This window comes from Curvibacter sp. EU05-FHT14A10 (assembly GCF_058791075.1).
The window spans coordinates 246795-263954 of sequence record NZ_JBYTDE010000003.1; the positions used below are offsets into that span (position 1 = coordinate 246795).

Consider the following 17160-nt stretch of genomic DNA (forward strand, 5'->3'; position numbering starts at 1 on the left):
TCACCCCATGTCCTATCTTGTGCTCGCCCGAAAGTACCGCCCCCGCAATTTCACGGAAATGGTGGGGCAAGAGCACGTGGTGCAAGCCCTGGGCAACGCCTTGCAGACCCAGCGCCTGCACCATGCCTACTTGTTCACGGGAACCCGTGGGGTGGGCAAGACCACGGTGTCACGCATCCTGGCCAAGTCGCTCAACTGTGTGGGCCCCGATGGGCAGGGGGGCATCACCAACACGCCTTGCGGGGTGTGTCAGGCTTGCACCGACATCGACAGCGGTCGCTTTGTGGATTACACCGAGCTTGATGCGGCCTCCAACCGGGGGGTGGATGAGGTTCAGTCCTTGCTGGAGCAGGCGGTCTACAAACCTGTGCAGGGGCGCTTCAAGGTCTTCATGATCGACGAGGTGCACATGCTGACCAACACCGCGTTCAACGCGATGTTGAAGACGCTTGAAGAGCCGCCCGAGTACCTCAAGTTCGTGCTGGCCACCACCGATCCACAGAAGGTGCCGGTCACGGTGCTTTCGCGTTGCCTGCAGTTCAATCTGCGGCCCATGGCGCCCGAGACGGTGCTGGAGCACCTCACCCGGGTGTTGGCCCTGGAGTCGGTGCCTGCCGAAGAAGGCGCCTTGCGATTGCTGGCCAGGGCCGCCCGGGGCTCGATGCGTGACGCGCTGTCCTTGACGGACCAGGCCATCGCCTTTGGCAGTGGCGAATTGCTGGAAACCGGCGTGCGGCAGATGCTGGGCAGTGTGGACCGCAGCCATGTGTTTCGCGTGATCGCAGCCCTGGCGGCCAGCGATGGCCGCAGCGTGGTCGAGACCACCGATGCCCTGCGCCTGAATGGCTTGTCGGCAGCCTCCACGCTGGAAGAGATGAGCGCTGTGCTGCAACGCATGGCGGTGTTTCAGGCGGTGCCGCAGATGGCTGCTGCCTTGGACCCGACCGACCCTGAGGCGGGCGAGATCGCGCGTCTGGCCGAGCTGCTGCCCCCTGACGAGACCCAGTTGCTTTACAGCATGTGTCTGCATGGCCGCGCCGAGCTGGGGCTGGCCCCCGATGAATACGCGGCCTTGACCATGGTGTTGCTGCGTTTGCTGGCCTTCAAGACAGGCCACCCGCGCAGCGAAACCGGCTTGGCTGAAAAAAAAACTCTGAAACCGGCGTCGGCAGCCTCTGAGCCTGCTGCAGCGGCGGTTCAGACGCCCGCAGTGGTGGCTTCCAAGCCTGCTTCCTCACCCGATTCCGCGCCTTTCGCTGCGCCTGTTTCGGCACCACCGGCTGCCGCTGCTGTGGCTCCGCGGGTGGTCGCGCCAGCCCCCGTGCAGGCCAGCACGCCAGCCCCATCGTCCGAGCCTGTCGTTCGCACCGCCGCGGCTGAGGCACCGTCTTTGCCCAGGCCGGCCCCGGTGAGCATGACGCCGGGCTCTGTGAGGTCTGTAACCCCTGGCGCCCCGATTGCCCCGATTGCCCCAGCAGCCCCAGTGGCCCCGTCGCCACCGCCCGCGCAAGCCGCAGCGCCGGCGCCGAGCCCCGAGCCCACGGCTCAGGACGGCCGTTGGAGCGAGTCGTCCGACGACGGCGATGCCGGCGGGCCGCCGCCGTGGGCCGATGAGTGGCCCGACGATGGCTCGGTGGCCGTGACCCCGGTGCCGACCCGCGGTGTGTCCTTGCCCGTCCGTGAACCCGGCGATTCGCCGTCCGGCGCAGGGGCCGGTTTACCGCCTCCCGAGCTGATGGCCGTGCCGGTGCGCGTGCAACCCGAGCCGGGTGAGCGCACGCAGGCCCGTTACGACGTGCATGCAGCTTCCAGGGTGGCCCCCACCTTCACCCCGACCGAAGACGGCGAGTTCTGGCACACCACGGTGCAGCAGCTGGCGGCGGCCGAGGCGATCACCGCCCTGGTGCGTGAGCTGGCGCTGCAGTCCCAACTGGTGGCGCGGGATGGCCAGCACTGGATGTTGCGGGTCGAGCGCGAGTCGCTCAACCAGCCCAACAGCCGTGAGCGCCTGCGCCAGGCCTTGCAACAAGCCGGCCTGGCCAGTCAGATCACGGTCGAGCTGGGGGTGGTGATCGACAGCCCGGCGCGGCGCAATGCGGCGGCGGCGGCGGCGCGGCATAAGCTGGCCGAGGAGATCATCCTGGGTGATCCTTTTGTGCAATCGGTCATGCGCGACTTTGGCGCGAAAATCGTGCCCGGCAGCATCAAGTCGGCCTGATGGGGCCGACGGTTGCTGAGGCCTTGAATTTTTCTGTTCTTTTCTTCAATCACTTCTCCTAGAAAGACTTCCGATCATGTTCAACAAGGGACAACTCGCCGGCCTCATGAAGCAGGCCCAGGCCATGCAGGACAACCTCAAGAAGGCCCAGGAAGAACTCGCCCACATCGAAGTCGAAGGTGAGTCGGGCGCGGGCCTGGTGAAGGTGCTGATGACCTGCAAGCACGACGTCAAGCGCGTCACCATCGACCCCAGCCTGCTGGCCGATGACAAGGACATGCTTGAAGACCTGGTGGCGGCGGCTTTCAATGCGGCCGTGCGCAAGGCCGAGGAAACCTCGGAGCAGAAGATGTCCAAGCTCACGGCCGGCATGCCTGGCCTGCCAGGCGGCATGAAGTTCCCGTTCTGAGATCCACCGCCTTGTCTTTGCTGGGCCGCATTGCGGCACTGAGGCCATGAGTTCGGACACGCACTCGCTGGACGCGCTGGTGCAGGCGTTGCGACGCTTGCCCGGGGTGGGCGTCAAGTCGGCCTCACGCATGGCCTATCACCTGTTGCAAAACGACCGTGAGGGCGCTCAGATGCTGGCCCATGCCCTGCTTGAGGCCAGTGCCAGCATGCGCCATTGCGAGCGCTGTCACACCTTCACCCAGCAGCCGGTGTGTGCCACTTGCCTCGATCCGGCACGCGATGCCACACGCCTGTGCGTGGTCGAGTCGCCGGCAGACCAGGCTGCGCTGGAGCGCACCGGGGCCTACAAGGGCCTGTACTTTGTGCTGCTGGGCCGCATCAGCCCGCTGGATGGCATCGGGCCCCATGAGATCGGGATCGATCTGTTGTTTCAGCGGGCCTGTGATGGCGTGGTGCAAGAGGTGATCCTGGCCACCAATTTCACTGCGGAAGGTGAGGCCACCGCCCATGTGGTGGGCGAGGGCCTGCGCACCCGCGGACTGCGGGTGACACGTCTGGCCCGCGGGGTGCCGGTGGGCAGCGAGTTGGAATACGTCGACCTGGGCACCATTGCCCACGCGCTGGCGGATCGTCGTTGAGGGTCCCCGGAGTCGCCAGTGCGTCCTTTCTGCCTTCGGCACCTGTCGACCCGTGATGTAATGAGGGGCTAGGCTCTACCGAGCCACGCCATGCCTGGGCCATGGCAGGCCCTTGCGCCCACGGGACAGCCCCGCGAGATCAGATTTCTGTCATGAACACTCTTCATTTCGTCCGTTTCACGGTCGCCTACTGGTGCCTGCTGGCGGCCGCGCTGCTTCCCTATGTGTGTGCCGGCATTGCCAAGTCGGGCTTGCTGGGCAAGCCTCGCAACCAGGGCGGTTACGACAACGACCACCCTCGTCAATGGATGGCCCGGCAGACCGACTGGCGGGCGCGGGCCAATGCAGCCCAGGCCAACAGCTTCGAGGGCCTGCCGTTTTTCATGGCGGCGGTCATCATTGCGCACCAGCTTGGCGCGGCACAGACCTTGCTCGACATCCTGGCCTTTCTGTACGTGCTGACCCGCGTCCTCTACATCACGATGTATGTCGGTGGTCTTTCCAGTGCCCGCAGCGCGGCCTGGGCCGTGGGGATGTTGTTGAACCTGGTGATTCTTTTCATCGGTCACCACTGAATGCCCTGGCAGAACAGCGCACTTGCTACGGTCTTGAAATGGCCGTGACACAGGCAGATGGCACACTGTGGTCCCAACCCGCACGGCGTGAATCCGATGCGGGTATTTTTTTCATTCCGTCGTATGTTGAAGCGTTACCAGCCCCGTGAGGAGATTTCAGGATGAGGCCGCCCCTGGGGCTGAACCGCCGTGTGTTCGGCGGCGTTCTGACGCTGGCGGCCACGGCTTTGGCCACCCCGCTGTTGCGGGCCCAGGCCGCGCCGGAGCGCAGCACGGTGTCGATTGCGGTGGGTGGCAAGGCCACGTTCTATTACCTGCCGCTGACCATCGCTGAGCAACTGGGGTATTTCAAGGCCGAAGGCCTGGACGTACAGATTCTTGATTTCCAGGGCGGTGCCCGGGCCCTGCAGGCCTTTGTCGATGGCGGAGCCGACATTTGCTCAGGCGCCTTCGAGCACACGTTGCGCCTGCAAAGCCGTGGCCTGCCCGTCAAGGCCTTTGTGCTGCAGGGGCGGGCCCCACAGGTGGTGGTGGGGGTGTCGCACCGCACCTTGCCGCGCTACAAGGGCCTGGCGGATCTGCGCGGGCGTCGCATCGGGGTGTCCACCCCTGGTTCGTCCACCGACACGGTCTGCCGCCTGCTGTTGGCCCGTGCCGGCCTGCCCATGGCCGACATCAACACGGTGGCGGTGGGGGTGGGCAGCAGCGCGCTCGCCGCCTTGCGCTCGGGCAGCATTGACGCGCTGAGCAGCGTGGACCCCGTGATGACGATGCTGACCCAGAAGAACGAGGTGCACGTGGTGGCCGACACCCGCACCCTGCGTGGCAGCGCCGAGGTGTTTGGTGGCCCCATGCCGGCCGGGTGTCTGTTTGCCCCTGTGGCCTTCATCCAGAAGAACCCGCGCACGGTGCAAGCCATGACCTATGCGATGGTCCGGGCGCTGAAGTGGTTGCAGACGGCCGGCCCGTCCGACCTGTTGCAAGCGGTGCCCGAGAGCTACCTGCTGGGCGACCGGGCGCTGTATCTCGCGGCTTTTGGCAAGATGCGTGAGGCCATCTCACCCGATGGGCTGGTGTCGGACGACGGCCCTCGCACCGCGTTGCGAGCCCTGGCGGCGGTGGATCCCTCGATCCTCCCTGAACGCACGGAACTCACACGCCTCTACACCAACGAATTTGCCCGGCGGGCCAAAGACCTGCTCAAGGCCTGAAGGCGGTCGCCAAGGCATTCAAGCAACAGGCTGCCTGGCGTCGTTGGCGCCGTGCTGAAGGCTGCAAGTGGCTCAGCGCTTGTGGCGGGATGAGGCTGCTGCTGGCGTGCCCCGGCTGGGTGCCGTCGCACTGCGTGCTGGCTGGCGTGTGGGCCGGCTGCTGGTGTTGGACACCGCGGCGCGCGAGGGCGGGCTCTTCGCATGGCTGGCCGAGCCACTGTGGCTGGCGAAGCTCGTGGTGCGTGGCTGGTAGGGCAGGTACACGATCACCGACTGGCCCACCTTGAAGGCGGCCGAGGTCTTGGTGTCGTTCCAATCGGCCACTTGCCCGACGGTGAGCTTGTAGCGCTGGGCGATGCTGAGCACGGTGTCTTTGCGGCCGGCCTTGACGACCGTGCGGCGGGTGGTGATTTCGGGCGCCAGTGCCAGTTGGCCGGCATCGGCAACGAGGCTGCCCACGTCGTTGTCGAGTGCGCCCAGCCGCGGCACGATCAGCGCTGAACCCGCCTTGATCAACATGCGGGGCGGGATGTTGTTCACGTTGCGCAGGTCGTACTCGCTCATGCCCACGCGTTGGGCGGCCGAAGCCACCGACATGGTGCTGGGGGCCGTCCAGGCTGTCCAGGTGGCCAGGCGCTCGTGGTAGGTCTCAAGGTTGCGCTTGAAGATGGTGGCGTTGTCCCAGGGCAGCAGAATCTGCGGCGTGCCAGCCGCGAGAATCACAGGGCGGTGCACCGAAGGGTTGAGCGCCTTGAAGTCGTCCAGCGGCACCTCGGCCAGCTTGGCGGCCAGGGCGACGTCGATATCGCCCGGGATGTCCACCGTTTCGAAATAAGGGTGGTTGGGGATCAGGGCCAGTTCGGCGCGGAACAACTCCGGGTTGGCCACGATGTTTTTCACGGCCTGCAGCTTGGGCACGTAATAACGGGTTTCGTTGGGCATGCTCAGGTCGACGTAGCGGGTGCCCAGGCCTTGCTTCTGGTTGCGCGCGATGGCCCGTGCCACGCTGCCTTCGCCCCAGTTGTAGGCAGCCAGGGCGAGGTGCCAGTCGCCAAACATGTTGTAGAGCTTTTGCAGGTAATCGAGCGCAGCCCGGGTGGAGGCCAGCACGTCGCGCCGGTCATCGCGAAAAACGTTTTGCTTGAGGTCGAAGGTGGTTCCGGTGGCGGGCATGAACTGCCACATGCCGGCAGCCTTCGCCGATGAGACTGCCTGCGGGTTGAAGGCACTTTCGATGTAGGGCAGCAGGGCCAGTTCGGTGGGCATGCCACGGCGCTCAAGTTCTTCGACGATGTGGAAGAGGTACTTGCGCGAACGCTCGGTCATGCGGTTGAGGTAGTCGGGCCGTGCGGTATACCACTGCTCCCGGTCGTGCACGAGGTCGGTCTCGAGGTCGGGCATGGCAAAGCCGGCCCGGATGCGCTCCCAGATGTCGGATGGTGCCGCCAACTGCGCTACGGGGCGCGAGTACGCTTCGGCCGCAGCAATCGGTTGCAAGGGGTTGGCTCCCCCCAGCGTCATGGTCATGGGGGAGCGGGGCGCGGACGGTCGGGTGGCAGCGCTGGTCGTGCTGGAGGCGGTTGCCTCCGGGCTGGCCGGGTTGGGGTTGGGTGCGCTGGCACAGCCGGTCAGCCACAACAGGGCGGCCAGGCAGGCCGCGGTGAGCAATTTCATTTGAATTCGTTTTTCCATTCGCGCAGTTGCGCGAACACGGCGGCGTCGTCGGCGCCGGAGGTGTCTGGGGCCTGAGCTTGCACGGCCTCGATCACCGAGGGCAGGCGCGAGCGCAGGAAGGGGTTGATGGATTGCTCCAGAGCGATGGTGGACGGCAGGGTGGGTTCGTGCCGAGCACGCCGTGCGATGCATTGGGCCTGGTGATCGACCAGGGCCTGGTTGTGGGGTTCGACGGCCAGCGCAAAACGCAGGTTCGACAGGGTGTACTCGTGGGCGCAGCACACCCGGGTGTCGCCTGGCAAGGCGCTCAGACGGTCCAGCGACGCCAGCATCTGGGCCGGGGTGCCTTCAAACAGGCGACCGCAGCCGCCCGAGAACAGGGTGTCGCCACAAAAGAGCAGGGGGCCTGACGGTTCGCTGCCAGGGCGCTCCAGGTAGTAGGCAATGTGCCCCGCCGTGTGGCCGGGTACGCCAATCACCTGAAAATCATAGCCGGCGGCCTCCAGGCGGTCACCCGTGTTCAGCCGGGTGACGGGCTCGGGCAATTTTTCGCCTGCGGGGCCCAGCACGCGGGCGCCGGTCTGGGCCTGCAAGGCGGCCACACCGCCGGTGTGATCGGCATGGTGGTGGGTCAGCAAAATGGCCTCCAGCTGGAGGCCGGGGTGACCAGCCAGGGCGTCCAGCACGGGCTGGGCATCGCCCGGATCGACCACCAGTGCCCGCCGACCGTCGTGCAGCAGCCAGATGTAGTTGTCCGCAAAAGCCGGCAGGGGAATGAGATGTGTGGTCATGGACGGGCGGATTATAGAAAGTTGAGGAGCTGGCAGGGGGATGGCAGGCGCTATGCTCTGGGGCTTGTCCCCGGTGCGTCTGTTCCGGGTTTCACGGCACCGACCCGCGTGCCCAAGCCGCCGAGTTTCGCATTTTCAGCCCGCTCATGCAGTCGCTTCACGAATGGTTTCAGACCCCGCCCGGGCGCTACCTGATGGCCTGGGAGCAGGCGCGCATCGATGCGGCGGTGGCTGATATTTTTGGCTACCACAGCTTGCAGCTGGGTCTGCCCGAGCTGGATGCCCTGCGGCGCAACCGCATGCCGCACCAGTGGCTGGCCGTTGACAGCGCCGCGGTACAAGCCGCCCCGGGTGGCCTGCGCGCAGCCCTGGTGACAGATTTTGCAGCGCTGCCTTTTCCGGAGGCCAGTCTTGATCTGGTGGTATTGCCCCACACACTGGAGGTGTCGCACGACCCGCACACCACTTTGCGCGAGGTGGCCCGGGTGCTGGTACCGGAGGGGCGGGTTGTGATCTGCTGCTTCAACCCGACCAGCCTCTGGGGGGCGCGGCAACGGCGCGAGCACCTGTATCAACGCTTTGGCTGCGGGCAGTTGTACCTGCCAGGCGCGGGGGATTTTCTGGGCTACCTTCGGCTGCGGGATTGGCTGCGGCTGTTGAGTTTTGAGGTCGAAGAGGCCGACTTCGGCTGTTACCGGCCTGCGGTCGACAGCGACCAGTGGCTGCGTCGGTTTGAATGGATGGACCGAGCCGGCCCGCGCTGGTGGCCGATTTTCGGCGCGGCCTATTGCTTGGTGGCCGTCAAGCGCGTACGGGGCATGCGCCTGCTGGGGCCAGCCTGGAAGACCTCACGTCGCCCGGCGGGAGTGTCAGTGCCCGCCGTGAACCGCCAGCATCACCAACCCACCCAGGCGGCTGGCCAGCCGTCGGTATCTCGTTTTGAATCAGAAGGATTTTGAGTTTTGAACCATGTTGTGATCTATACCGATGGCGCCTGCAAGGGCAACCCTGGCCCCGGTGGCTGGGGCGTGTTGCTGAAATCGGGCAGCTTCGAAAAAGAATTGTTTGGTGGTGAATTGGGTACCACCAACAACCGCATGGAGATGATGGCTGTGATCGAGGCGCTGACGGCGCTCAAGCGGCCCTGCCAGGTCACCTTGTTCCTGGACAGCGAATATGTGCGCAAGGGCATCACCGAATGGATCCACGGCTGGAAAGCCAAGGGCTGGAAGACCGCTGCCAAGCAGCCTGTGAAGAACGCAGAGTTGTGGCAGCGTCTGGACGCGCTGGTGTCCACCGGTGGTCACCAGATCGAGTGGCGTTGGGTGAAAGGGCATGCCGGCGATCCGGGCAATGAGCGCGCCGACGCACTGGCCAACATGGGGGTCGAAAAGGCCCTGGGCCGGCGCTGAGTGCCCTGCATGCCGGGTGACAGTGGTTTGACGGCGTCGTCTGGCAGCAACGCCCCCGGAGGCGTATGGCCAGCGGCCCATGAGGCGCCGTATCCTGTGGCCCACGGGCCTGGCCCGATGCTTTGGGAGTGAGGGAGATGGATGTCGATCCGCAGGCGCCGGCGGTTGAGGCCGCGCGCCATTCATTGCAGACGCTGCTGACGGCGGGCAACAGCCCGGGCGTGCAGTACCTGTTCATGCAGGGGCCCCAGGCCTTGTTGTCCTTTCAGGCGGGCCTGGCCGATCCCGGCACGGGCGAGGTCTTGCAGGCGAGCCACCGCTTCAACTTGCATTCGGCCACCCAGCTGTGGACAGCCGCTGCGGTGTTGCGTGGCGTGCAGACCGGGCTGCTGGCCCTGGACGAACCCTTGCAAGCCTACCTGCCCGAGCACGTTGAGTTGGGCGGCGCGACCGTTCGCCAGGCCTTGTTGCACACGGCGGGGTTTGCCAACCCCAATCCCCTGGCCTGGATTCACCTGGGCCGCGACAGTTTTGATCCGCCCAAGGTGGCCGAAGCCTTGCTGTTGGAGCACGGGCGACCGGTGCGTTCGCCAGGCGGTGCGTACCGTTACTCGCCGATCGGCCATCTGTGGTTGGGGCAGGTGCTTCGCGCGGTCAGCCGGCAGACCTTGCCGGGCTATCTGCAGGCGCAGGGCTTGCTGGGCGGCGAGGCCTTGGCGAGCGGCCATCTGAGCTTTGATCGCCCCGATCCTGCCCACCACGCCCGGGGCACCTTGCCTCGCTGGGGATGGTTGAACCCCGTGTTGGCCTGGATGCTCGACCGGGACCGTTTTGTGGCAGGGGTGAGCAGCGCCTGGGTGCGATTGGAGCACCATCAGGCCGATGCCCAAGCCTGCAGCGGTTTGATCGGCAATGCCGCTGGTGTGGCGGCCAGCTTGCAAGGTCTGCTGGGGCGTCAAGCGCTGGCCAGCAGCGGCTGCCCCTCAGGTTTGTTTGATTCGGTGCCCATGGTGGGGCCGGCGCGAAGCCTGGGCGGTTTCACTGGCTGGCTGGAAGGGCAGCACTGGTGTGGGCACGCAGGCGGGGGTGTGGGGCATTACGGCGAGTGGCGCGTGTACCCGCGTTTGCAGGCGGTGAGCGTGCTGCTGCTCAACCGCGCGGGTTTGCGTGATGAGGGATTGCTGGGGCGTGTTGACAAGCCGCTGGTGGCCGCTCTGGCCCGTCAGACGCCTCAGGCTTGACCGGGCGGCCGGCTGGTTCAGGCCAGGCGGGCCAGCTCTGCCGGGGTGTTGACGTTGGTGAAGTCGCTCGGCTGATCCTGCGGCCGATCAAACACGGCCTCGCCTGGGGTGTGTCGCCCCAGCCAGGCACCTACCTTGCGCCCGCCTTCATGCAACCACTGGGCCAGATCGCCTTCCAGACTGCGATGCAGCAGACAGAACACCGGCTGACGCCAGGGGCCAGGGCGGCCCTGGGATGTCGCTGGCGGTGTGCCGGCAGCGCCTTCATCAGGGGTAAAGGCCCGCACCGTGGCCAAGGCTTTGGGCGGTGAGCCCAGGGCCTGCACCAGCCGATCAGCGAGATCGTGCGGAAAATTGGGCACATCGCAGGGCACTGTCAGCAGCCAATCGGTCTGGCAATGGCGCAGACCGCAGAGCATGCCAGCCAGCGGGCCTTGCGGCTCATCGGCTGGTGCATCGGCCCAGACAGGAACACCCAGGGCCTGGTATTGCGCCAACTGGCGGTTGGCGTTCAGGGCCAACGGGCCCACCTGGGGGCGCAGGCGCTGCAGGGCATGCCAGGCCAGGGCCTGGCCTTGCAGTGACACCAGGCCTTTTTCTTGGCCCATGCGCTGGCCCAGACCCCCGGCCAGGACCAGTCCAGTGATTTGCTCTGGCCCGATCGGGGCCTGAATGTCGCTTGAATGGAAAGCCATGACAGGGCGGCGTCAACCGCCGATGTAACTCATCTCGACGCGGCGACTGACGTTGGCCGGTGCCGAGGCTTCGGCAGGCAGACTGGCGCGCAGTTCAGAGTAGCGATCACTGCGGCCTTGCCAGATGTGGCCAATGGCTGAGGCCAGCTCGGCATCACTGGCACCGTTGCGCAGCAGGCCCCGCAGATCGTGACCCTGGGTGGCAAACAGGCACAGGTAGATTTGGCCTTCGGTGGACAGGCGGGCTCGGTTGCAGTCGTGGCAAAAGGCCTGGGTGACGCTGCTGATCACGCCGACCTCGCCCAGGGCGGGATCCCACTCGCCCGCCGGGTTGGCATGGCCCCAGCGTTGGGCGGTTTCGCCTGGGGCAGCCGCTTCGAGCGGCACCAGAGGGAACTCGGTCTTCAGCAGGTCGATCACCTGGGCCGAGGGCAGCACTTCGTCCATGCACCAGCCGTTGGTTGCACCCACGTCCATGTACTCAATGAAGCGCAGGGTCACGCCTCGGCCACGGAAGTAGCGCGCCATGGGCAGGATCTCGTGCTCGTTGGTGCCACGTTTGACCACCATGTTCACTTTCAATCCGCCTTGCACACCCAGGCCGGCATCACGGGCGGCTTCAATGCCCGCCAGCACATCGGCCACCGGGAAATCCACATCGTTCATGCGGCGGAACACCGCGTCGTCCAGGCCATCGAGGCTGACGGTGACACGCTGCAGGCCGGCCTGGCGCAGCGCCTGGGCCTTGCGCGCCAGCAGCGAGCCGTTGGTGGTCAGGGTGAGGTCGGGGGGCAGCCCATCGGGGGTGCGCAGTGCGGCGAGCATCTCGATCAGGTGTTCGAGGTTCTTGCGCAGCAGGGGCTCACCGCCGGTCAGCCGGATCTTGCGCACGCCGTGGGCCAGGAATTGCTCGGCCACGCGCGTGATCTCCTCGAAGCTCAGCAGGGAGGCATGGGGCAGGTAGGGGTAGTTTTTGTCGAACACTTCCTTGGGCATGCAGTAGCTGCAACGGAAGTTGCACCGATCGGTCACGCTGATGCGCAAATCCCGCAAGGGGCGGTGCAGGCGATCATGAAGCTGACCCTGCGCCGGGATCAGCGGCTGGGTTTCGGCGCCCCGCGGTCCTGGCTGGCGCCAGTCGGCCACAGGGATGATGCGAGGGACGGACGGGGAGGGGGATCGTTCTGTCATGCGGGCAGGGGGAGCGGTCGGGTGCCCTTTGATCAAGCACCCCGGTCATGCGCGCAACGGTACACCAGAAGCAGAGCCCCGACGGGCCTCATGGGGGAAATCCATGAGGCCGGTTGGGCCGGCTGGCAGATCAGACGCAGCGGGCGCCGTCCACTTCGATACAGACGCCGGAGATGAAGGCAGCGTCGTCCGAGGCCAGGTACAGGGCGGCGTTGGCGACGTCGAGTGCCGTCGAGAACCGGCCCAGCGGGATGGTGGCCAGAAATTTGGCGCGCCGGGCGTCATCGACCGGGCCACCGGCGAATTCGGCGGCCAGCCCGGTATCGGGGTTGAACACGGGGTTGATGCAGTTCACCCGGATGTTGTCCGGCCCCAACTCCGCGGCGAGCGACTTGCTGATGGTGATGACGGCACCCTTGGAGCCGTTGTACCAGGTCAGCCCTGGGCGGGGACGCACACCCGCGGTCGAGGCGATGTTGATGAAGCTGCCACCCCCATGGGCGCGGAACACAGGCGTGGCGTGCAAGGTGGCCAGGTAGATGCTCTTCACGTTGATGGAGAAGCAGCGGTCGAATTCTTCCTCCGACACTTCCAGGGCGGGGCGATTGCGGTGGGTCCAGCCGGCGTTGTTCACCATGGCGTCCAGCTTGCCGTAGAGGCGAACTGCTTCGTCCACCAGGGCCTTGACCTCGTCCGAGCGTGTGACGTCCGCCTTGAAGAATGCGGCGGTGCCGCCTGCAGCGGTGATCTCGGCCACCACCCGTTGGCCGCCGGCCTCGTTGATGTCGTTGACCAGCACTCGGGCGCCTTCAGCGGCCAGGCGCTTGGCAATGCCTTCACCGATGCCGTTGCCGGCGCCTGTCACGATGATCGATTTTTGATTCACACGCATGAAAAGTCTCCAGAGGGGGCTGCTGCGGCGGGATCGGCCGGATGGGCCGGTCTACCGCCGCTGGGCGAAGAAAACCTGAGATGAAATGAACTGAGGGGGCCTTAACCGTGGCGAATGGCGACGGTCTTCAGGGTGGTGAAGCCATAGAGGGCCTCGAAGCCTTTTTCACGGCCGTAACCCGAGGACTTGACCCCGCCGAAGGGCAGCTCGACACCTCCGCCGGCACCATAGTTGTTGATGAACACCTGGCCACAGCGCAGGCGCTTGGCCATGCGGAACTGGCGCCCGCCATCGCGTGTCCAGACCCCGGCCACCAGCCCGAAGTGGGTGGCGTTGGCCAGTTCCACGGCATGGTCTTCATCGCGAAAGCGCATGGCGGCCAGCACGGGGCCGAAGACCTCTTCCTGGGCCAGGCGGTGATCCACCGGCACATCACGCAACAGGGTGGGGGCCTGGTAGTAGCCGGTTTCAGGTGCTTCTTCAACCACCCGGCCCTGCGCCACCATCGAGATGCCGGCCACCTGGGCATCGGACAGAAAATCCCAGACCCGCTGCTGCTGGGTCTGGCGAATCAAGGGACCGACATCCAGATCCAGGTGGGCCGGACCCACGCGCAGGGCCTCAAAGGCGTGGCCCAGGCGTTCCAGCAGGGGCTCGTAGATGCTGTCCTGGATCAGCACGCGCGAGCCCGCCGAGCAGGTCTGACCCGCGTTCTGAACGATCGCATTGATGATCACCGGCACGGCGGCGTCCAGGTCGGCATCTTCAAAAATGATCTGAGGGCTCTTGCCGCCCAGTTCCAGGGTGACCGGGCAATGGCGCTCGGCGGCCACCTGCTGGATCAGCGTGCCCACCTTGGGACTGCCTGTGAAGCTGATGTGGTCGATGCCCGGGTGGCGCGCCAGGGCGTCACCCACCTCGTGGCCGTAGCCCGTGACGATGTTCAGAGCGCCGGCCGGAAACCCCACCTCGGCGGCCAATTGGGCCACCCGGATCAGCGACAGACAAGCGTCTTCGGCCGGCTTGACCACGCACACATTGCCCGCCGCCAGAGCACCGCCCACGCTGCGGCCAAAGATCTGCATCGGGTAGTTCCAGGGAATCACGTGGCCGGTCACGCCGTGTGGCTCACGCCAGGTGAGCACGCTGTAACCATCTTGGTAGGGAATGGTTTCGCCGTGAAACTTGTCGGCTGCGCCGGCGTAGAACTCGAAATAGCGCACCAGGGCCAGGGCATCGGCCCGTGCCTGCTTGGTGGGCTTGCCGCAATCGCGTTGTTCCAGGGCTGCCAGTTCATCGGCATGTTCTCCCACCTTGACCGACAGGCGCATCAGCAGGCGCCCACGTTCAGCGGCACTCAGCTTGCCCCAGACCGTGTCGTAACACTGGCGTGCGGCCCGGACGGCGTCGTCGATGTCCTGGGCGTTGCTGCGTTGAAGATGATCAAAGACCTGCCCGTCCGAGGGATCGATCACTGGCAGGGTTTTGCCCGAAGAACTGGGCACCGATGCGTTGGCGATGAAGTTGAGTTGCATCCCGGCATTTTGCGTCAATGTAGCAATTCCTACATCAGGGGCGTGACGGAGCGGGGACACCCCAGCCCTCGCGCTTGGGGGCGGCAGCCATCGCGAATGCCGGTGAGCGATGGTTGCGGGAAGACGCTGTTGCGGTGCAGCAAGGTCAATGAATCAACGACAAAAAGCGCCTATCAAGGCGCTTTTGGGAGGTGTCGTGGGGATTGGGCCATTGGGGGAAGAGGGCTCCCCTGGCCAGGGGTCAACGCTGAGGGCTGCGCTTGCGATCGCGATCGTCGTGGGGCCAGGCGTTGACAGGTTGTTTGGCGAAGCTGGAATTCATTTGAAATCTCCGTGGATGGAGCTACAACGAAAGGCCCGCAGACTTGGTTGACAGTTTTTTTGAGAAATTTTTGAGGCAGGCGAAAGTTCAGTAAAGACCGCCCGTTGCAGAGGGGCAGGCTGTTAATTCAATACTGAATTGATTATGTTTTATTATTTTTTTGACGGCCGTCAGACAGAGTCAGGGCGAGTGTCTGGCGGGTAAGGGCTTCGGCCTCCTGGGCTTCGGGCGTGCGTTGGGCAATTTTGAGCAGCAAGATCAATTCGTCCAGCCCGGCGAGCGCATCGTGCACGGCCAGACGCAATTGGCGCAACTGAGCATCTGATGAGTCCATGCGTCATTCTGGTCCGCCAGGCGCCAACTTCAAGTGTCTCTTTGATAAGAAATGTAAGGCGGCCGCCGCTGCGAGACTTCGCACTGGCCTGGTGCACACGCCGCGTCGAGGCTCAAACCCTGAACCCGTTGGCCTGGTCATTGGATGATTGGCCTGCCCGACAGGAATCGAACCTGTGACCCACAGCTTAGAAGGCTGTTGCTCTATCCAACTGAGCTACGGGCAGCCGCATGAATACTGCGTTTCGCGCTATGTTTGTTGTAGCGCATTCCGACGCGCATCGGAAAGAGTTCCGGCGCGCACCGGATTATGCCCTTGAAACTGGCACGATTTGCTACTTGGTCGGGCCCACGATCTTGCCTCGACGCAGATGGTGTCGCCTCGTCGTGAACACGCTGGCGTGCCCCAAGAGGTCGGCCGCAGTCTGCCCCCCTGGCGCCTGCGTCTTGGCCTCGGCCCTCCCTTGGCGAGTGGAGAGGGTCGCCATCGGCGATGGGTTCGCTTTGCATGGAAATCAAGCTTCGCGACCAGAGAACAAGCACGGCAGGCGATTCTGGACTGAACAGGGCTCCAGAGCCCTTCCCGGCTCGATGCGACATTGGGCGAGATGAGCCCCTGCGGTACGGGAATCGCCGGTGGGTGGCGCAGCACAAATGAAGATCGAGTTGCACGCGCCGGCCCCCAGGGGGGGCAAGCTCATGCTGCATGCAAAACGACGCAGTTGCGTTGACGATGCTTCGCTTCGTAGCAGGCGAGGTCGGCTAGATTGAGCCAATGGCTCCAAGGCTGGCCGTGTGTGTCGACCCAGACCAACCCGATGCTGGCAGTCACCGTGCAATGGCCCGCCGCACCTGTCTCGATTGTTTGTGCCGCGACTGCGCGGCGAAGACGTTCGGCGACAGCGAGGGCGTTGTCCTTGCTGACTTCAGGCAGGACAACCGCGAATTCTTCACCACCAAGGCGAACCAGCGTGTCGCAGTCACGCAGCTCAGCTTTGAGCACGGTGGCCGAGGACGCCAGAACACGATCCCCGACGTCGTGACCATGAGCGTCATTGATCCGCTTGAAATGGTCCAAATCAAGCACCGCGAGGGCCCATCCCACATGTGCCAATTCAGGCAGACGACTTGTCAGGAAACGCCGATTGCCTACACCAGTGAGTTCGTCGGTTTCTGTGGCGTGGCGGAGCTTGGACTCAGTGCGCTCGTTCACAAGGGACATGATCCACAAGACGATGCAAAAATTGAAAATGATCTGCAGAAAAAATGCCTCTGCGATCGGCAGCTCTTCGGCCCCGTGGCTAAGCATGCCCACGGCCATCACGCCATAGACAACGCCACTGCTCAGCATGGTCAAGCTCAGCAGCCATCTGGAACGCAGCGGATCGGTATGACGGTCTCGCCAGATGATGACGGCTGACCCGATCAGGAAGAAGCTGGCATTGAAATGAAATGCCGCCGCGCGCGGTGTGTTGGTCAGCGGAAACTGGGTGATCAGGCCGATAAGGATCCATCCCACCGGAGTCGACGCCACCAGCCGTTGATAACGACGCCAGGGGCCGCCGCTCAATTCAGATGCCCCCAGCCACATCAGTGCGTATCCCCCGCAACCGATTGCCAGGGAGAGGTGAGTCCATAGCGCGTGAGGCAAGACATTGAGTTCGCCCATGGCCGCGATAACACCGCCGGCGCCCAGCAACAGAAAGCAGGATGCAAGAAAACCGAGTCCAGGATGGCGTTGGCTGCGGCTGCGCAAATTGAATAGGCCCATGGCGCCTGCCAGTAACGACGACACCTGCAACAGCAGCACGGTTGGCAAGTCAACGGAGAGATGAAGCATTGGCAATTGGCCGGCAAAAGCTCAAGTAGTGGGCAGTTGGAGACGCGTGGCTGCGATGTCTGCACCATGTTATTGAACAGGTGTGACTTTGTGGCTGCAATAAAGGGGGGCCTTGGCCTGGTTGTCAACGCTTTGGGCCCAGGGTCCATCGTGCGTCGTCCAGTTCTACGTCGCTCTCGCC

Annotated in this window: 16 protein-coding genes and 1 tRNA gene; 8 read left to right on the forward strand and 9 right to left on the reverse strand. The window is 64.7% G+C overall.

All coding sequences use genetic code 11. The features are described from left to right. Positions 1 to 7: 7 nt before the first annotated feature. The 5 genes from dnaX (at position 8) to AC3WUT_RS07145 (ending at position 5053) form a co-directional block, all read left to right on the forward strand. Positions 8 to 2218, forward strand: a complete 2211-nt coding sequence (gene dnaX / locus AC3WUT_RS07125; protein WP_492346375.1) for a DNA polymerase III subunit gamma/tau — start codon at positions 8 to 10, stop codon at positions 2216 to 2218. Positions 2219 to 2294: 76 nt separating this feature from the next. Further along, on the forward strand, positions 2295 to 2627 hold the full coding sequence (locus tag AC3WUT_RS07130) for a YbaB/EbfC family nucleoid-associated protein (protein WP_027478655.1): 333 nt from the start codon (positions 2295 to 2297) through the stop codon (positions 2625 to 2627). A 46-nt stretch (positions 2628 to 2673) separates the two neighbouring features. Further along, positions 2674 to 3267: a recombination mediator RecR gene (gene recR, locus AC3WUT_RS07135; RefSeq protein ID WP_492346376.1), complete on the forward strand. Its 594-nt coding sequence runs from the start codon at positions 2674 to 2676 to the stop codon at positions 3265 to 3267. 152 nt (positions 3268 to 3419) lie between these two features. Next, positions 3420 to 3842: an MAPEG family protein gene (locus AC3WUT_RS07140; protein WP_492346377.1), complete on the forward strand. Its 423-nt coding sequence runs from the start codon at positions 3420 to 3422 to the stop codon at positions 3840 to 3842. Between the two features lie 161 nt (positions 3843 to 4003). Then, positions 4004 to 5053, forward strand: coding sequence for an ABC transporter substrate-binding protein (locus AC3WUT_RS07145; RefSeq protein WP_492346378.1), 1050 nt, complete (start codon positions 4004 to 4006; stop codon positions 5051 to 5053). 72 nt (positions 5054 to 5125) lie between these two features. Here AC3WUT_RS07145 and AC3WUT_RS07150 read toward each other — a convergent pair whose 3' ends face one another. Continuing rightward, entirely contained in the window at positions 5126 to 6727 is a 1602-nt protein-coding gene (locus AC3WUT_RS07150) for a transglycosylase SLT domain-containing protein (RefSeq protein ID WP_492346379.1), read from the reverse strand. Then, positions 6724 to 7518: a hydroxyacylglutathione hydrolase gene (gloB, locus tag AC3WUT_RS07155; RefSeq protein WP_492346380.1), complete on the reverse strand. Its 795-nt coding sequence runs from the start codon at positions 7516 to 7518 to the stop codon at positions 6724 to 6726. Before gloB ends, AC3WUT_RS07150 begins: the two co-directional genes overlap by 4 nt. A gap of 146 nt (positions 7519 to 7664) precedes the next feature. On the opposite strand from gloB, the gene AC3WUT_RS07160 reads away from it, so the two are divergent. The 3 genes from AC3WUT_RS07160 (at position 7665) to AC3WUT_RS07170 (ending at position 10171) form a co-directional block, all read left to right on the forward strand. Then, positions 7665 to 8477 (forward strand): class I SAM-dependent methyltransferase, encoded by an 813-nt coding sequence (locus AC3WUT_RS07160; RefSeq protein ID WP_492346381.1) that lies wholly within the window; start codon positions 7665 to 7667, stop codon positions 8475 to 8477. 3 nt (positions 8478 to 8480) lie between these two features. Beyond that, positions 8481 to 8930, forward strand: coding sequence for a ribonuclease HI (rnhA, locus tag AC3WUT_RS07165; protein WP_027478648.1), 450 nt, complete (start codon positions 8481 to 8483; stop codon positions 8928 to 8930). Positions 8931 to 9067: 137 nt separating this feature from the next. Further along, positions 9068 to 10171, forward strand: coding sequence for a serine hydrolase domain-containing protein (locus tag AC3WUT_RS07170; RefSeq protein ID WP_492346382.1), 1104 nt, complete (start codon positions 9068 to 9070; stop codon positions 10169 to 10171). A gap of 17 nt (positions 10172 to 10188) precedes the next feature. On the opposite strand, the gene mobA is transcribed toward AC3WUT_RS07170, so the two are convergent. The 7 genes from mobA to AC3WUT_RS07205 all read right to left on the reverse strand — a co-directional run bounded on the left by mobA (position 10189) and on the right by AC3WUT_RS07205 (position 16979). Then, positions 10189 to 10866 (reverse strand): molybdenum cofactor guanylyltransferase MobA, encoded by a 678-nt coding sequence (mobA, locus tag AC3WUT_RS07175; protein WP_492346383.1) that lies wholly within the window; start codon positions 10864 to 10866, stop codon positions 10189 to 10191. 12 nt (positions 10867 to 10878) lie between these two features. Further along, a complete protein-coding gene (moaA, locus tag AC3WUT_RS07180; protein ID WP_492346384.1) occupies positions 10879 to 12057 on the reverse strand; it encodes a GTP 3',8-cyclase MoaA in 1179 nt (392 codons plus the stop codon). A 130-nt stretch (positions 12058 to 12187) separates the two neighbouring features. After that, positions 12188 to 12949: an SDR family oxidoreductase gene (locus AC3WUT_RS07185; RefSeq protein WP_492346385.1), complete on the reverse strand. Its 762-nt coding sequence runs from the start codon at positions 12947 to 12949 to the stop codon at positions 12188 to 12190. Positions 12950 to 13050: 101 nt separating this feature from the next. Continuing rightward, positions 13051 to 14484 carry an aldehyde dehydrogenase family protein gene (locus AC3WUT_RS07190; protein WP_492346386.1) on the reverse strand — a complete coding sequence of 478 codons (1434 nt, stop codon included), beginning with the start codon at positions 14482 to 14484 and terminating at the stop codon, positions 13051 to 13053. Between the two features lie 464 nt (positions 14485 to 14948). Beyond that, a complete protein-coding gene (locus AC3WUT_RS07195) occupies positions 14949 to 15140 on the reverse strand; it encodes a hypothetical protein (RefSeq protein WP_492346387.1) in 192 nt (63 codons plus the stop codon). A 149-nt stretch (positions 15141 to 15289) separates the two neighbouring features. Next, positions 15290 to 15366 (reverse strand) — tRNA-Arg (locus AC3WUT_RS07200). A 470-nt stretch (positions 15367 to 15836) separates the two neighbouring features. Beyond that, positions 15837 to 16979 (reverse strand): GGDEF domain-containing protein, encoded by a 1143-nt coding sequence (locus AC3WUT_RS07205; RefSeq protein ID WP_492346388.1) that lies wholly within the window; start codon positions 16977 to 16979, stop codon positions 15837 to 15839. Positions 16980 to 17160: the final 181 nt, after the last annotated feature.